At 71.6% G+C, this 14,431-nt stretch carries 17 protein-coding genes; 13 read left to right on the forward strand and 4 right to left on the reverse strand.

Translation table 11 applies throughout. The features are described 5' to 3' along the window. Positions 1-76: 76 nt before the first annotated feature. Entirely contained in the window at positions 77-763 is a 687-nt protein-coding gene (locus tag KIK09_RS00735) for a nucleotidyltransferase domain-containing protein (protein WP_214316646.1), read from the forward strand. Next, positions 760-1,494 (forward strand): nucleotidyltransferase domain-containing protein, encoded by a 735-nt coding sequence (locus KIK09_RS00740; protein WP_214316647.1) that lies wholly within the window; start codon positions 760-762, stop codon positions 1,492-1,494. The genes KIK09_RS00735 and KIK09_RS00740 overlap by 4 nt, the downstream gene beginning before the upstream one ends. A gap of 2 nt (positions 1,495-1,496) precedes the next feature. On the opposite strand, the gene KIK09_RS59840 is transcribed toward KIK09_RS00740, so the two are convergent. Beyond that, positions 1,497-2,420: a GNAT family N-acetyltransferase gene (locus KIK09_RS59840; RefSeq protein WP_214316648.1), complete on the reverse strand. Its 924-nt coding sequence runs from the start codon at positions 2,418-2,420 to the stop codon at positions 1,497-1,499. Between the two features lie 97 nt (positions 2,421-2,517). On the opposite strand from KIK09_RS59840, the gene KIK09_RS00750 reads away from it, so the two are divergent. Beyond that, entirely contained in the window at positions 2,518-3,372 is an 855-nt protein-coding gene (locus tag KIK09_RS00750; protein WP_214316649.1) for a hypothetical protein, read from the forward strand. 11 nt (positions 3,373-3,383) lie between these two features. Beyond that, positions 3,384-3,905, forward strand: coding sequence for a hypothetical protein (locus KIK09_RS00755; RefSeq protein ID WP_214316650.1), 522 nt, complete (start codon positions 3,384-3,386; stop codon positions 3,903-3,905). A 13-nt stretch (positions 3,906-3,918) separates the two neighbouring features. Here KIK09_RS00755 and KIK09_RS00760 read toward each other — a convergent pair whose 3' ends face one another. After that, on the reverse strand, positions 3,919-4,713 hold the full coding sequence (locus KIK09_RS00760; RefSeq protein ID WP_214316651.1) for a class I SAM-dependent methyltransferase: 795 nt from the start codon (positions 4,711-4,713) through the stop codon (positions 3,919-3,921). An 85-nt stretch (positions 4,714-4,798) separates the two neighbouring features. On the opposite strand from KIK09_RS00760, the gene def reads away from it, so the two are divergent. Further along, positions 4,799-5,356, forward strand: a complete 558-nt coding sequence (def, locus tag KIK09_RS00765) for a peptide deformylase (RefSeq protein WP_372455491.1) — start codon at positions 4,799-4,801, stop codon at positions 5,354-5,356. Between the two features lie 7 nt (positions 5,357-5,363). Here the strand turns inward: def and KIK09_RS00770 are convergent, their stop codons facing one another. Next, a complete protein-coding gene (locus KIK09_RS00770) occupies positions 5,364-6,839 on the reverse strand; it encodes an MFS transporter (RefSeq protein ID WP_214316652.1) in 1,476 nt (491 codons plus the stop codon). A 93-nt stretch (positions 6,840-6,932) separates the two neighbouring features. Between KIK09_RS00770 and KIK09_RS00775 the strand changes: the two genes are divergently transcribed. Together KIK09_RS00775 and KIK09_RS00780 are read left to right on the forward strand one after the other, a co-directional pair. Continuing rightward, positions 6,933-8,462: an MFS transporter gene (locus tag KIK09_RS00775; RefSeq protein ID WP_214316653.1), complete on the forward strand. Its 1,530-nt coding sequence runs from the start codon at positions 6,933-6,935 to the stop codon at positions 8,460-8,462. Further along, the gene (locus KIK09_RS00780; protein WP_214316654.1) at positions 8,449-8,793 is read left to right on the forward strand and encodes an MmcQ/YjbR family DNA-binding protein; all 345 of its coding nucleotides are present in this window, start codon (positions 8,449-8,451) and stop codon (positions 8,791-8,793) included. The genes KIK09_RS00775 and KIK09_RS00780 overlap by 14 nt, the downstream gene beginning before the upstream one ends. Here KIK09_RS00780 and KIK09_RS00785 read toward each other — a convergent pair. After that, the gene (locus tag KIK09_RS00785) at positions 8,775-9,644 is read right to left on the reverse strand and encodes a D-alanyl-D-alanine carboxypeptidase family protein (protein ID WP_214316655.1); all 870 of its coding nucleotides are present in this window, start codon (positions 9,642-9,644) and stop codon (positions 8,775-8,777) included. The two genes, KIK09_RS00780 and KIK09_RS00785, sit on opposite strands and share 19 nt — an antisense overlap. Positions 9,645-9,745: 101 nt before the next feature. Here KIK09_RS00785 and KIK09_RS00790 point away from each other — a divergent pair, with 101 nt between their 5' ends. Genes KIK09_RS00790 through KIK09_RS00815 form a run of 6 tightly spaced genes read left to right on the forward strand, consistent with a single transcriptional unit; the run spans position 9,746 to position 14,426 of the window. Then, complete coding sequence (locus tag KIK09_RS00790) at positions 9,746-10,507, forward strand: DeoR/GlpR family DNA-binding transcription regulator (protein ID WP_214316656.1); 762 nt, start codon at positions 9,746-9,748, stop codon at positions 10,505-10,507. Beyond that, positions 10,504-11,502 carry a 1-phosphofructokinase family hexose kinase gene (locus tag KIK09_RS00795; RefSeq protein ID WP_214316657.1) on the forward strand — a complete coding sequence of 333 codons (999 nt, stop codon included), beginning with the start codon at positions 10,504-10,506 and terminating at the stop codon, positions 11,500-11,502. Before KIK09_RS00790 ends, KIK09_RS00795 begins: the two co-directional genes overlap by 4 nt. A 46-nt stretch (positions 11,503-11,548) precedes the next feature. Further along, positions 11,549-12,706, forward strand: a complete 1,158-nt coding sequence (gene mtlA / locus KIK09_RS00800; RefSeq protein WP_214316658.1) for a mannitol-specific PTS transporter subunit IIC — start codon at positions 11,549-11,551, stop codon at positions 12,704-12,706. A 4-nt stretch (positions 12,707-12,710) separates the two neighbouring features. After that, on the forward strand, positions 12,711-13,019 hold the full coding sequence (locus tag KIK09_RS00805; protein WP_214316659.1) for a PTS sugar transporter subunit IIBC family protein: 309 nt from the start codon (positions 12,711-12,713) through the stop codon (positions 13,017-13,019). After that, positions 13,012-13,425, forward strand: a complete 414-nt coding sequence (locus KIK09_RS00810) for a PTS mannitol transporter subunit IIA (protein WP_308163867.1) — start codon at positions 13,012-13,014, stop codon at positions 13,423-13,425. The genes KIK09_RS00805 and KIK09_RS00810 overlap by 8 nt, the downstream gene beginning before the upstream one ends. Beyond that, positions 13,422-14,426: a zinc-dependent dehydrogenase gene (locus KIK09_RS00815; RefSeq protein WP_214316660.1), complete on the forward strand. Its 1,005-nt coding sequence runs from the start codon at positions 13,422-13,424 to the stop codon at positions 14,424-14,426. Before KIK09_RS00810 ends, KIK09_RS00815 begins: the two co-directional genes overlap by 4 nt. Positions 14,427-14,431 lie beyond the last annotated feature (5 nt).

Genomic DNA, 14,431 nt, shown 5'->3' on the forward strand with positions numbered 1-14,431 from the left:
GCGCGCCCGCTCTCCATCCCGCGAGGCCGTGCGGGCGATCCCGTGCGGCCTCCGTGCTGCCTGGGAGGAGGCGCCCGTGAACGAGGCCGTACGACCTGATGAGCGGGCCGGGGCCCGCGGGAGTGCGGGTGACGACGTGATCTTGCAGGTGGTGACGGGGTCGCGGGCTTACGGGCTGGATACTCCCGAGTCCGACACGGACCGGCGGGGCGTGTTCGTGGTGCCGACGCCGGAGTTCTGGCGCCTGGACAAGCCGCCCACGCATCGGGACGGGCCGCTGCCCGAGCAGTTCTCGTGGGAGGTGGAGCGCTTCTGCGTGCTGGCGCTCGAGGCCAACCCGACGGTGCTCGAGTGCCTGTGGTCGCCGCTGGTCGAGCTGGTCACGCCCGCCGGGGAGCGGCTGCTCGGGCTGCGGGACGCGTTCGTGTCGGAGCGGGCCAGGCGGACCTTCGTGGAGTACGCGCGGGCGCAGTTCAAGCGGCTCGATCCGGAGCGGCCGCGGTGGAAGCAGGCCATGCACATGATCCGGCTGCTGCTGAGCGGCCTCCACCTGCTCGAGCACGGCTCCCCGCTGGTCCGGGTGGGCGAGCACAGGGAACGGCTGCTGGCGATCCGGCGCGGGGAGGTGCCCTGGGCCGAGGTGGAGGCGTGGCGTGCCCGGCTCGCGGCGCGGGCGGAGACCGCGCCCAGCGTGCTGCCGGCCGTACCTGATCGGAAGGCGGTCGAGGAGTTCCTCATGGACGTGCGGCGGGAGAACCTGTGAACCTGCCCGGCTGGCTGGAAGAGGTGGCGGCGTCGCAGCCGCACCCGCTGGCGTTCGCGACCGTCAGCGGGGCGCACCTGTACGGGTTCCCGTCGGTGGACTCCGACGTGGACCTGCGCGGCGTGCACCGGCTGCCGCTGGAGGAGGTCGTCGGGCTGCGCACCGGGCCGGAGACGCTGGAGCGGACCTGGACGCGCGACGGCGTGGAGGTGGACCTGGTCACGCACGACCTGGCCAAGTTCTGCCGGCTGCTGCTCAACCGCAACGGCTACGTGCTCGAGCAGTTGCTGTCGCCGCTGGTGGTGGCCTCCTCGCCGGTGCACGAGGAGCTGGTGGCGCTGGCGCCGCGGTGCTTGACGCGGCACCACGCGCACCACTACCTGGGGTTCGCGCGGACGCAATGGCGGCTGCACGCGCAGTCGGGCGAGCTCAAGCCGCTGCTGTACACCTTCCGGGTGCTGGCCACGGGCACGCACCTGATGCGGACCGGGGAGGTGGTGGCCGACCTCACGCGGCTCTACTCCTACGGCCCGCCGTACCTGCCCGAGCTGGTGGCGGCCAAGCGGGAGGCCGAGCACGGCGCGGCGCCGTCGGTCGCCTCGGCCGAGCAGGACGTGGCCCGCATGACGGCCGCCCTGGAATCGGCCAGGGACGGCTCGTCCCTCCCCGAGGCCGCCACCGCCCAGGACGCCCTGCACGCCCTGGTGGTCCGCATCAGGCTGAACAGCTGACCTCAGCTCGTGGAGATCACCAGGCGGACGGCGAAGTTGCGGTAACCGGCACGCTCGAACGCCCTGGCCATCGGCACGTTCCCGGTGTCGGTGTCGGCCACGATCCGCTGGACGCCCCGCTCGGCGTGCCGGCGGGTGATCTCACCGAGCAGGTCGTCGATGTAGCCGTGGCCGCGCTGCTCGGGCACCACGCCCACGTACCCGACGACGGGTCCGCCGTTGTTGGCCGACGGGATGGCCAGCCCAACCAGTTCGCCGTCCGGCGTGTAGGCCAGGCGCCACCACGACCGGTCGCCCGGCATCTCCCGGTAGCCGGCCACGTCCTCGCGGGCCTGCGCCTCGGGGTCCATCCGGCCGAGCGCCTCCTGGGTGTGGTGGTCGAGGGTGCCGACCGCCACCCGCAGGAAGGCGTCGACGAACACCTCGTCGTCCGGCTCGGCGCGGAACACCACCCGGCCCGAGGGCTCGGGCACGGGACCGCCGGCGGTCCATTCGTAGCGCAGCCGTTCGAGCTCGCGCGTCATCCCCGCCCGCGCGAGGGCCTCGCGCCGCCAGCCGACGGCCGCGACCGCGCGCGGGTCGTCATGCCAGCCGTTCTGCAGGAAGACGTGGTAATCGGGCGCGTCGCCGAAGGCCTCGTGCGCCCTGGCCAGCAGCTCGGCGGCCAGCCCTGCCCGGTCCTCGACGGACGGGTGGACGTACAGGCAGTCCAGGGCGAGCGGCTTGTCCGAGCCGGGGAAGGCCCACCAGACGGCGCGGGCCAGGATCTTGTCACCGTCCTCGGCGACCCAGATCCGGTCGTGCCGGTATTGGCCGTCCTCGAGGAAGGCGAGCAGGCGATCGGGGTGGGACCAGCTGACGGGCTCGTCGATCACGCAGCCAAGCAGGCGGTCGAGATCTGCCTCGACCGTGAAGCGGAAAAGCACAGTTCCTCCGAAGAGTAGAAGCGAGAAGACACCGCATTCCTCCTTTCTTCTGACTTTTCGTGACACCGGGGACCTTAGCATCGGCAAAGATGGGAACGTGGATGACGTCCTGCCCCTCCAGCCCCCCGTGCGCCTCCCTCCGGAGTCCGAGCTCGCCGAGAAGGTCCCCGAGGGCTCGCTCGACGCCTGGGCCGAGGAGAGCCGCCGCCTCCTGGATCCCGACGGACCGGCCTTCATGGGGCTGGTGCGCCTGTTCCTGGCCCGCGAGCCGCTCGTCCTCGACGACGCCGATCTGCTCGAGGAGCTGGGGCTGGCGGTACGGCTCGGCCGGCCGTACGAGCTGACGCCCTTGGGATTGTGGACGGCTCGGCTGCTGATCTCGGAGCTGAGCGGGCAGGACATCCCGGTGCTCGGCACGCTCGCCAAGGTCGACGCGGCCGGGCTGCTGCGCGGGCTGCGCTCCTATCCCGAGCGGGAGCGCGACGAGGAGCTGGCGGGATGGCTGGCCGGGCGCGACGAGCAGGCCGCCGCGGCCGAGCTGGCCAGGGTGATCCCCGAGGCCAGCCCGCTGAGCAGGGCCGTCGGCGTGGAGCTGCTGTCGGCCTCGTTCGGCGAGTACGGCGAGCAGGAGCTGGCCGAGCTGATCTACGAGCCGCGCGTCGGAGCCGTGGTCGCCGCCAGGCTCGGCAGGGAAGACAGGCGGCCCGCGCCGGAGGAGATCGCCTGGGTGCTGGTGGACATGGCGGCGGCGCTGCTGGAGTTCGGTGGGGAGATCTCGCAGGTGACCGAGTCGGTGACCGGGGATCAGTCGGGCACGATCTCGCTGCTGGCGCTGTGCGACCATCCCAACACCGCGGCGGTGCTGCGCGTCTTCATCGAGCACCACCCCGACCCCGGCGTGGCCGCGGCCGCCCGCAAGGCGCTGCGACGGCTGCATGGTTTGTCCCGATAGAGTCGGTCGGGATGACTGACCACACGATCACCCCGCGCACCGGCACGCTCCTCGGCGACGGCTACGACTGCACCTGCGGCACGCTGCTCGCCGACCGCGTCAACGCCGAGCTGCACGCCTCCGAGCACCAGCTGTGCACCTCGTGCCTCGGTTCGGCGGTCGAGGAGCCGGCGGCCGGGTTCACCCGCGCCTGCACGGCGTGCGCGGGGACGGGGCGGCGGCGCGAGCAGATCACCTGGCAGCTCGCCCACGCCGAGGCCGCCGAGGTGATCACCCTGCCGATGGTCCGCGGGGTCGTGTCGGGATGGGAGGGCCCTTTCCACCTCTCGCAGATCGCCGACGCCATCAGGGACGGCCTCGCCCTCCCCGCCGGCCGCCTCCCGGTCGGCCCCCGGGTCCGCGACCTCCTCCTCCGGATGCAGCAGTCAGGCGAGATCCACATGATCTCCGCCCCCGACGAGCTCCTGGACGGCACGGACGTCGTCCTTTACCGCGACCCCCAATGGCAACGCACCCGCCCCCTCGCCCTTTGACCCCCACCCGCGTCTAGCGGGGGAGGCGGCAGATGAGTTCGCCGTGGAGGATGGAGATCCAGCCGTCCGGGGCCGCGGCCCAGTCGCGCCAGCCGTTCGCGATGCGCTCGAGGTCCCCCCGGGTGGCCAGCCCCGTGGCGACCGCCTGCTCGCCCAGGGCCGAGCGGAGGATGCGGTCGGCCCACATCCCGCCCCACCACGCGCGGTCCTCAGGCGTCGCGAAGCACCACGTCGACGACGAGGGCGTGATGTCCTCGAACCCGGCCTCCCTGGCCCACGACAGCAGCCGCCGCCCCGCGTCGGGCTCGCCGCCGTTGGCGCGGGCGACCTTGCGGTAGAGGTCCAGCCACTCGTCCAGTTCGGGCAGCAGCGGCCACCAGGTGAAGCCCGCGTAGTCGCTGTCACGGACCGCCACGTAGCCGCCGGGCTTGGTCACCCGCCCCATCTCGCGCAGCGCCCGCACCGGATCACCCACGTGCTGCAGCACCTGGTGGGCGTGGGTGACGCAGAACGAGTCGTCGGCGAAGGGCAGCTCGTGCACGTCGGCCACCGCGTAGTCCACGTCCGCCCGATCCCCGATCGCGGCCTTGGCCAGCTCCAGCGCCTCGGCCGTCACCTCGGAGGCCGTCACGTGCCCCACCCGGTCGGCCAGGTCGGCGGTGATGGTGCCCGGCCCCGAGCCGACGTCCAGCACGGCCATGTGCGGCTTCAGGTGCGGCAGCAGGTAGGCGGCCGAGTTCTCGGCGGTGCGCCAGCGGTGCGAGCGCAGCACCGACTCGTGGTGGCCATGGGTGTATACGGCAGTCATCGCAATCTCCCTCGTCGACTACCGCGACCCTATCTCTTGTCTCGCTATACAAGAAGATTCGTCTCGCATCGTGAACATCATAGACTTGATCGCACCACTCTCGGGAAGGGCGCTCGACATGGCACAGGCACGGCCGATCGTGTACGTGGGGGACCCGGTGCTCAGCACCCCGTGCGAGCCCGTGACCCGCTTCGACGACGAGCTCGCGGCCCTGGTGGACGACATGTTCGCGAGCATGTACGCGGCCCAGGGCGTGGGCCTGGCCGCCAACCAGGTCGGTGTCCCGCTGCGCGTCTTCGTCTACGACTGCCCCGACGCCGACGACGTCTCCCACAAGGGCGTCGTCGTCAACCCCACCCTCGAACTGCCGGGTCTGCGCGATCGCCACCTGGACCCCGGCGACGAGGGCTGCCTGTCGATCCCCGGCCAGTTCGCCCCGGTCCCCCGCCCCGACCAGGCCACGGTCCACGGCCACGACGCGACGGGCGCCCCCGTCACGATCACTGGGACGGGCCTCCTGGCCCGCTGCCTCCAGCACGAGACGGACCATCTCGAAGGCCGCCTCTTCATCGACCGTCTCCCCGCAAAACGCCGCAAACAACTCCTGGCCGCCCACGCCACCTCCCTCGCCCAGCCCCTCTGACCAAGGGTCACCGCGCCGCCGTGATCTCCTGAGCCGAGGCGCGACCTCTGCCCAGGCACGTGAGGATGTTCGCCACGGCGATCCCCGTCATGCACCCCAGCGCCCATCGATACCCGCTGATCAGGTCGGCGACGCCGGCAGGCGCGACCTGCGACAGCGTCCCCGCGAAGACGGTGTCGTGCAGGACTGCGGGGAGCGGGATCGTGATGATCGACAGCACCATCGCGGTCCCCACCACTCCTCCGGTGTTCTGGAGCATGAGCCGCATCGCGTTGACGATGCCGAGCCGGCCGGAGGGGATCCCGTCGAGCAGGACGGTGGTGTTGGACGGCAGGAACATGCCCGACCCCACGCCCATGAGCATCAGAGGCGCCGCCATCACGGCGTAGGGGATGTCCGGGGAGATCAGGCACAGCATGCCGGCCAGGCCCGCGGTGGTCAGCGAGGCTCCCACGAGCGCCACCGTCCGCGGCCTGAGCCGCCGTTGCAGGAACCCCGACGCCACCGACGCGATCATGGCGGCGATCGACAGCGGCAGGACCTTCAGCGCCGCGGACACCGGATCCTCACCGCGGACCGTCTGGAAGAACAGCGACACGAGGAACACCACGGCGATCCGGGCCGCCGCGTTGAGGAACGAGGCCAGCGTGCCGAGGGTGAACGGCAGGTCGCGGAACAGCCGGACGTCGACGACCGGGTGCCGCGCCCTGGTCTCGCGCAGCACGAACAGGGGCAGCGTCAGCACGAAGGCGGCCAGCCCGCCGGCCACCAGCGGGTTTCCCCAGCCGAGCCTGGTCACCTCCGACAACGACAGCAGCAGCCCGCCCAGGCAGGCCAGGACCAGGAGGCTGCCGGGCAGATCGAGGCCGCGGTCCGCCGAGGCCGGCCGTCCTCTGGGAAGCACGAGCGCTCCCCACGCCAGGCAGAACAAGCCGATAGGCACGTTGAACCAGAACACCCACCGCCAGCCGAGGTGCTCCGCGAAGAACCCGCCCACCGTCGGGCCGACGAGCTGCGCGATGGAGAAGGAGGCCGTGTAGACGCCCATGCCCTCGCCCAGACGCGAGCGTGGGAAGGCGTCGGTCACCAGGGCGGCGCTGTTGGTGAGCAGCATGGCGGTGCCCGCCGCCTGCAGTACCCGGAGCACGACGATGAGCCACGCGTTCGGCGCGAGCCCTGCCAGCAGGCTGGCGCCGGTGTAGGTGGCCAGGCCGAGCAGGTACATGGCCCGGCGGCCGAACATGTCGGCGAGCCGCCCGCACACGACCATGAGAACGGTGGTGGTGAGCTGGAAGGCGAGCAGGATCCAGCCCGCGGCGTCGGCGCCCGCACCGGTCTGCCGTACGACCTGGGGAAGCGCGACGTTGAGCGCGCTCCCGCCGAGCGCCGTGAGCACGCTGGCCATGCTCACGACCGAGAGGATGCGCCAGGCGCGCCGCAGCCGCTCCCGCTGGTCACAGTGCTCGTCCGCCGCGACGGTCATCGGTCGACCGGCATGATCGCGTCCCACTCTCTCGGCTAATTTTGGATTTCAATACTAGAATCCTAATCTAGATCCGGGTCCGGGAGGAGCGGCATGTCCGAGGAGGCGCGCTTACGCTACGCATGGCGGGTGCTGTCCGTGGTCAGCCTGGCGAGCATCCTCATCGCGCTGGGCAGCAGCTCGCTGAACGTGGCGCTGCCCGAGGTGGTCAGGCACTTCCACGCGAGCGCGGCCGCCGCCGGCTGGATGCTGCTGTCGTTCATGCTGGCCAGCACCGTGCTCATGGTCGTCTTCGGCCGTCTGGCGGACATGTACGGCCGGCGGGCCATGTACCTGCTCGGGCTGGCCACCTACACCGTTGCCAGCCTGCTGCTCGGCTTCTCCCCCGGCGAGTGGTACGTCGTCGGGCTGCGGGTGTTCCAGGCAGCGGGGGGCGCGATGCTGCTGGCCAACAGCGCCGCCCTGCTCACCGACGCCTTCCCGCGCCGCCAGCTCGGCCGCGGCATGGGCATCTACATCGCCTCCTTCTCCGTCGCCCAGCTCGTCGGCCCCACCCTGGGCGGGTTCCTCACGCACCGGTTCGGCTGGCAGTGGGTGTTCTGGTACAACGTGCCGGTGGGGCTGGCCTGCCTCGCCTGGGGCGCGTTCACGCTGCGCCGTACGGAAAGGTCCACCGGGGACAAGGGGATCGACCTGCCGGGCAACCTGCTGGTCCTGGTGTCCCTGGGCGGGCTGCTGTTCGGGCTGTCCCAGGTCGGCGACCGCGGCTGGACCGACCCGCTGGTACTCGGCGGGATCGTGGTGTTCGCCGGTCTGCTCCCGGTGTTCGTCCTCGTCGAGCGGCGCAGCCGCCATCCCGTGGTCGACGTGGGGTTGTTCGCCGACAGGGTGTTCGCCCTGGACCTGCTGGCCGCGTTCCTGAGCACCGTGGCGAGGATGGCGGTCGTCCTGCTGGTCGCCCTGTTCTACCAGGCGGTCCGCGGCGAGGATCCGGTGTCGGCCGGGCTCAGGATCCTCCCGCTGTCGGTCACCATGATGGTCGTCTCGGCCTGCGCGGGACCGCTCCAGGCCCGGTTCGACGCGCGCGTGGTCGCTCTCGCCGGCAACGTCGTCGGTACGGCGGGCCTGGTCGTGCTCCTCGCGTGCGTCTCCGCCGGCGGCGGGTACGCGCCGATCCTGGCGGCCCTGGTGCTGCTGGGCGCGGGCGGCGGGATGTTCATGCCCGCCACCGCCACCGCGGTGCTGGACGAGCTGCCCGCCCACCGGGTCGGCATCGTCAACGCGATGCGCCTCATGGTGCAGAACAGCGGCGTGGTGGTGAGCAACGCCCTGGCCCTGTCCCTGATCACGATCCCGCTGCCGGCCCCGCTGAGACCGGAGGTGTTCGCCGGCACCCTGTCGCGCACGGCGCCCGCGGCGGTCGACCAGTTGGTCGCCGGGTATCGGCTCTCGCTGGCCGTGATGACGGCTATCTCCCTGCTCGCCGTCCTCGCCTCGTACGGCGGGCGCAGGAGGACCGCGGGCACCGACCGCCGTACGAAAGCGAAGGCGCTCACCGGCTCCACGCCTCAGCGGCCGCTCTCCGTGCCTGTTGAAGTAGATTGGCCCGATGGTCACCGTTGAGGACGTGCGCCGGCTGGCGTCGACGCTCCCCCGCTCCTCCGAGCACCTGATCAGGGACCGGATCAAGTTCCGCGTGGGCAGCATCGTGTACGTGGCCTTCTCCCGCGACGAGACCGTCATGGGCTTCGGCTTCCCCAAGGAGGAGCGGGCCGCGCTGGTGGCCGCCGAGCCGGAGAAGTTCATGCTGCCCAGCGAGTCCGACATGCGTTACAACTGGGTGCACGTCTGGATGGCGGCCATCGACGAGGCCGAGATGCGCGAGCTCGTCATCGAGGCCTGGCGCATGTGCGTGCCGAAGAAGGTCTACAACGCCTACACGACGCTGCGGTAGAGGTCGCGGGTCAGCGCGGTGATCCTGGCGACCGACGAGCTCCACGAGGCGCCCGCCGGGTGGGCCGTGAGCACGGCCATGATCAGCCGGTCGTCCTTGCCGAGCAGCCCCGTGGTGTGCAGGACGGGCCGCCCGTAGTCGGGCACGCCGGGCAGCGCCCCGCCCGAGTTCGCGGACTTCTTGACGCACTTGACCGCCGGCACGTCGCCGAAGCCCGACCAGCCCTGCTTGACCGCCCACGGCGCGCGCACCGCGCTCGGGATGCCGAAGGTCTGGTCGAAGCCGTCGCTACCGCACGGCGTGGACGCGCGCAGGTGCCCCAGGATCGTGTCGCGGACCCGGCCGTCGGCGGTGTCGAGCAGGTAGCGGTAGGTCCTGACCACGTCGTACGCGCTCAAGGAGGTGTAGCCCCAGAAGCCCGGCTTGCTGGCCGGCGGCGGGGCCGTGTCGGCGAGCCCGAGCTTGCGGGCCACGCGCTTGATGATGGCGCCCTTGCCGTCCCTGTCCCAGAACGTGCTGGCCGCGTCGTCGTCGCTGGAGCGCAGCATCACCTTCAGCAGCGCCGCGTCCCCCGCGGGCACGCCGGCGTGGCTCTCCAGGTAGTCGATCGCGATCATGATCTTCACGACGGAGGCCGAGCGGAACTTCCTGTGCGCGTTCCTGGTCGCCACGATCTTGCCGGCCTTGCGGTCGAAGACCACCCACCCGGCCGTCGTGCCGAACGGCACCTTCGGGGCGGCAGCCGTACCGCTGCTGATGATGGAGGCCGACGCGGGCGCCGCTGGTCCCGCGACACATCCGGCTGCAAGGGGTACGGCTGCCGCCACGGCGGCCCAGGGCTTGATTCGCATCCGCCATAACTACCAGATTCGGAAATGTCACTCTTGACCGACCAACGAAAGCGGGTATAAACAAAGCAGAACCAACATCGAAACGGCGGTGAACCAACATCATGTACGCCGAGGAGCGGCAGCAGGAGATCCTCCGCAGGGCGCGCGCGTCCGGGCGGGTCGACGTGGTGTCGCTGGCCGACGAGCTCGACGTGACGACCGAGACGATCCGCCGCGACCTGACGGCGCTCGAGAGGGCGGGCGTGCTGCGCCGGGTGCACGGCGGCGCGATCCCGGTGGAGCGGCTCGGGTTCGAGCCCGCGCTGTCGGCCCGCGACGAGGTGATGACCGCGGAGAAGGAGCGCATCGCCAAGGCCGCGCTGGCCGAGCTGCCCGAGGACGGCTCGGTGATCATCGACGCGGGCACCACCACCGGGCGGCTGGTGCAGATCCTGCCGCCCGACAGGGAGCTCACGGTCGTGGTCAACTCGCCGCCGCTGGCGACCGTGCTGGCCGCGCGGGCCAACCTGCACGTGATCATGCTGGGCGGCCGGGTCCGCGGGCGCACGCTGGCCACAGTCGACGACTGGGCGCTGCAGCCGCTCGCGCACCTGCACGTGGACGTGGCGTTCATGGCCACCAACGGCTGCTCGACCGCCAACGGCCTGACCACCCCCGACCCGGCGGAGGCGGCGATCAAGCGGGCGATGGTGAAGGCGGCGCAGCGGTGCGTGCTGCTGGCCGACCACACCAAGTTCACCAACACCTACCTGGCCGGCTTCGCCTCGCTGCAGGAGATCGACGTCGTCATCACCGACACGGGGCTGGACCTGTCGGTCGCCGCCGAGCTGTCGGCGGCGGGGCCCGAGGTGGTGCGCGCATGATCCTGACGCTGACCCTCAATCCCAGCCTCGACCGCACGATCGAGATCGCCTACCTGGACCGCGGCACGGTCATCAGGGCCGCGGCGGCGCGCCTCGATCCGGGCGGCAAGGGGGTCAACGTCTCGCGCGCCCTGCTGGCCAACGGGATCGCCGGCCGCGCGGTCGTCCCCTTCGGCGGTGACGAGGGGCGGCAGCTCGTCCACCTGCTCGAGCTGGCGGGCCTGGACATGATCACGGTGCCGGTCGCCGGCCGTACCCGCTCGAACGTCACGCTCGCGGAGCCGGACGGCACCACCACCAAGATCAACGAACCTGGCATGGCCCTGTCGCTGGACGAGCTCGACACCATCGCGGAGGCCGTCCTCATCGCCGCCCACCCGCCGGCACCCGGTCAGCCGGGCGCCGCGGACTGGGTGGTGGCCTCGGGGAGCCTGCCGCCCGAGGTCCCGGCCGACGTGTACGCGCGGCTGTGCCGGAGGTTCGCCGAGGCGGGCATCAACGTGGCGGTCGACACCAGCGGGCCCGCCCTGGCCTGCGCGCTGGCGGCCGGGCCCGCCCTGGTCAAGCCCAACCTGGACGAGCTCGCCGACGCGACGGGCATGGCGCTGCGGTGCGTCGGCGACGTGGCCGCGGCCGCGGGGAAACTGCGCGCCGCCGGGGCGCGGGCCGTGCTCGCCAGCCTCGGCGCCGACGGTGCCATGCTCGTCTCCGACGAAGGCCTGTGGTACGGCCGGGCCCCTGTCGACGAGCCCCGCAGCTCGGTGGGGGCGGGAGACGCCATGCTGGCGGGCTTCCTGGCCGGTGGCGCCCGCGGCCCCGGAGCCCTGGCGGAGGCCCTGGCCTGGGGCGCGGCCGCGGTCTCCCTGCCCGGCAGCCGGGTGCCCTCCCCCGCCGACATCGACAGAACCCGGGTCCACGTGGGTCCACCCGACCCTGCCCGTCCCCTGTACACGACTCCCCATGCCCCACCCGGCGACGAGGCCGCGGCCCAGTAGAGGGCGCCGACCTGTCATCGCTCATCCCCCCGAAGGAGCACGTCCCATGGCCGACACCTACACCCCTCCGGTTGTCGGGACCGGAATCAAGGCCTCCATCCAGCGCCTGGGCGGTCATCTGGCCGGGATGATCATGCCGAACATCGGCGCGTTCATCGCCTGGGGCCTGATCACCGCCCTGTTCATCCCCACGGGCTGGGTCCCGAACGAGATGTTCGCCAAGCTCGTCGGCCCGATCATCACGATGCTGCTGCCCATCCTCATCGGCTACACCGGCGGCCGGATGGTGCACGGCCAGCGAGGCGCGGTCGTCGGCGCCGTGGCCACGATGGGTGTGGTCGTGGGTGCGGACATCCCGATGTTCCTCGGCGCGATGGTCATCGGCCCGCTCGCGGCCTTCGTCCTGAAGTACGTGGACAGGTTCACCGAGGAGCGGACCAAGGCCGGCTTCGAGATGCTGGTCGACAACTTCACCGCCGGCATCGTGGGTGGCGCGATGGCGCTGCTGGGCGCCTGGGGCATCGGCCCGATCGTCCGGGTCGTGACCACGACGGCGGGCGACGCGGTCGAGTGGCTGATCACCCGTGACCTGCTGCCCATCGCCAGCGTCCTCATCGAGCCCGCCAAGGTGCTGTTCCTCAACAACGCCATCAACCACGGCGTGCTCGGCCCGCTGGGCGTGGTGCAGGCCAAGGAGGCGGGCAAGTCGATCCTGTTCATGCTGGAGTCGAACCCGGGTCCCGGCCTCGGGCTGCTGCTGGCCTACCTGTTCTTCGGCCCGCGCCAGCTGCGTCCCAGCACGCCCGCCGCGATCATCATCCACTTCTTCGGCGGCATCCACGAGATCTACTTCCCGTACGTGCTGATGAAGCCCCGCCTGATCCTGGCCACCATCCTGGGCGGCGCGGCGGGCGTGTTCACCTTCCTGGTCACCGGCGCGGGCCTGGTCGCCACGCCGTCGCCGGGCAGCATCTTCGCCTACATCGCCGTCACCCCGAAGGGCGGCTGGTTCGGCGTGATCCTCGGGATCCTGGTCGCGGCCGGCGTCTCGTTCCTGGTCGCGGCGGTCCTGCTCGGCTTCGGGCGCGGCGAGAAGCCAGAGGAGACCCAGGACCAGCCCGAGACGCCCGCCGTGGACGAAGCCGCCGATGCCGAGACCGAGGCCGGCGACAAGGCCGACGCCACCAGAACGCAAGGAGCCTGATCACGTGACCACCATCGACACCAAGGACATCCGCAAGATCATCGTCGCCTGCGACGCGGGCATGGGCAGCAGCGTCATGCTGGCGAGCACGCTGCGCAAGCAGCTCATGGGCACCGGCGTCGAGGTCGAGCACACCCCGGTCAACGACATCCCCGCCGACGCCGACGTGGTGCTGTGCCACGTCGGCCTGGCGGCCAGGGCCCGCGCCGGCGCGCCCGGCAAGGTGCTGCTCTCGTTCCAGATCTTCCTGGGCGACCCGGTGGTCACCAACCTGGTCTCCACCATCAAGAAGGGCGGCACGGTCAGTGCATGAGGTTCTCGACAGGAGCGCCGTGCGCATGAACGCCACGGCCTCCAACCGCGACGACGCGATCCGGCAGTGCGGCCGCGTCCTGGTCGACGTGGGCGCGGTGGCCGAGCCGTACATCGAGGCCATGCTCCAACGCGAGCGGTCGATCTCCACCTACGTCGGCGAGGGTTTCGCGATCCCGCACGGCTACAAGGACGGGGTGCTGCGCGACGCGATCTGCTTCGTGCGCTTCCCCGGCGGGGTCGACTGGGACGGCGAGCAGGTGACCGTGTGCGTCGGCATCGCGGCAGGCGGCGGCGGGCACGTCAAGCTGCTGTCGGAGCTGGCCGAGATCCTGCTCGACCCGGACCGCGCCCGCGCGCTGCGCGAGGCGTCCGACGTCGATACGGTGCTGAAGGAGCTGCGGTGAAGGTCGCGCGATTCCATGCCCCCGGCGACATCCGCGTCGAGGACGCCCCCGAGCCCGAGGCCGGGCCGGGCGAGCTGAAGATCAGGGTGCGCAACTGCTCCACCTGCGGCACCGACGCCAAGATCTTCAAGTACGGTCACCACCACATCCGCCCGCCGAGGGTGATGGGGCACGAGATCGCCGGCGATGTCGTCGGGACCGGCGAGCGCGTCCAGGTGATCGCGGCGATCCCGTGCGGCACCTGCCAGGACTGCCTGCGCGGCCGCATGACGGTCTGCCCGAACCAGGAGTCGATGGGCTACCACTACGACGGCGGCTTCGCCGAGTACATGGTCGTCCCCGCCAAGGTGCTGGCGGTCAACGGCGTCAACCGCATCCCCGACGGCGTCGGATACGCCGAGGCGTCCGTGGCCGAGCCGCTGGCCTGCGTGCTCAACGGCCAGCAGCTCGCGCGCGTCGGCCCCGGCGACGAGGTGGTGGTGATGGGCGCGGGCCCGATCGGCTGCCTGCACGTACGGCTGGCGCGCGCCAGGGGCGCCGCCCGGGTGGCGCTCGTGGACGTCAACGCCGAACGGCTGGCGATGGCCGCCAAGCTCGTCGAGCCCGACGCCGTGATCGACGCCGACCCGGTGGAGTCGGTGCTCGAGCTGACCGGCGGCAGGGGCGCGGACGTGGTGATCACGGCGGCGGCCTCCGGCGCGGCGCAGGAGCAGGCGCTGCGGATGGCGGCCAGGCAGGGCCGCATCAGCTTCTTCGGCGGGCTGCCCAAGGACGACCCGATCATCCGCTGCGATTCGAACCTGGTGCACTACCGGGAGCTGACGATCGTGGGCGCCAACGGTTCCAGCCCCGCACACAACGCCGAGGCGCTCGCGCTGATCGCCTCGGGCGCGGTCCCGGTGGCCGACCTGATCACGCACCGGCTGCCGCTCGACGGCGTGCTGGACGCGATCGACCTGGTCAGCAGGGGCGCGGCCATCAAGGTCACGATCGAACCCTGAGGAGG

Origin of the sequence: Nonomuraea sediminis (genome assembly GCF_018531495.1) — a bacterium.
Taxonomy (GTDB): Bacteria; Actinomycetota; Actinomycetes; order Streptosporangiales; family Streptosporangiaceae; genus Nonomuraea; species Nonomuraea sediminis.

Bases quoted from the DNA above. Each gene is read 5' to 3' on its own strand.
- KIK09_RS00755 (WP_214316650.1), top strand. From the start codon at position 3,384: ATGACTGACCACACGATCACCCCGCGCACCGGCACGCTCCTCGGCGAC.
- KIK09_RS00760 (WP_214316651.1), bottom strand. From the start codon at position 4,713: ATGACTGCCGTATACACCCATGGCCACCACGAGTCGGTGCTGCGCTCG.
- KIK09_RS00770 (WP_214316652.1), bottom strand. From the start codon at position 6,839: ATGACCGTCGCGGCGGACGAGCACTGTGACCAGCGGGAGCGGCTGCGG.
- KIK09_RS00775 (WP_214316653.1), top strand. From the start codon at position 6,933: ATGTCCGAGGAGGCGCGCTTACGCTACGCATGGCGGGTGCTGTCCGTG.
- KIK09_RS00780 (WP_214316654.1), top strand. From the start codon at position 8,449: ATGGTCACCGTTGAGGACGTGCGCCGGCTGGCGTCGACGCTCCCCCGC.
- KIK09_RS00785 (WP_214316655.1), bottom strand. From the start codon at position 9,644: ATGCGAATCAAGCCCTGGGCCGCCGTGGCGGCAGCCGTACCCCTTGCA.
- KIK09_RS00790 (WP_214316656.1), top strand. From the start codon at position 9,746: ATGTACGCCGAGGAGCGGCAGCAGGAGATCCTCCGCAGGGCGCGCGCG.
- KIK09_RS00795 (WP_214316657.1), top strand. From the start codon at position 10,504: ATGATCCTGACGCTGACCCTCAATCCCAGCCTCGACCGCACGATCGAG.
- mtlA (WP_214316658.1), top strand. From the start codon at position 11,549: ATGGCCGACACCTACACCCCTCCGGTTGTCGGGACCGGAATCAAGGCC.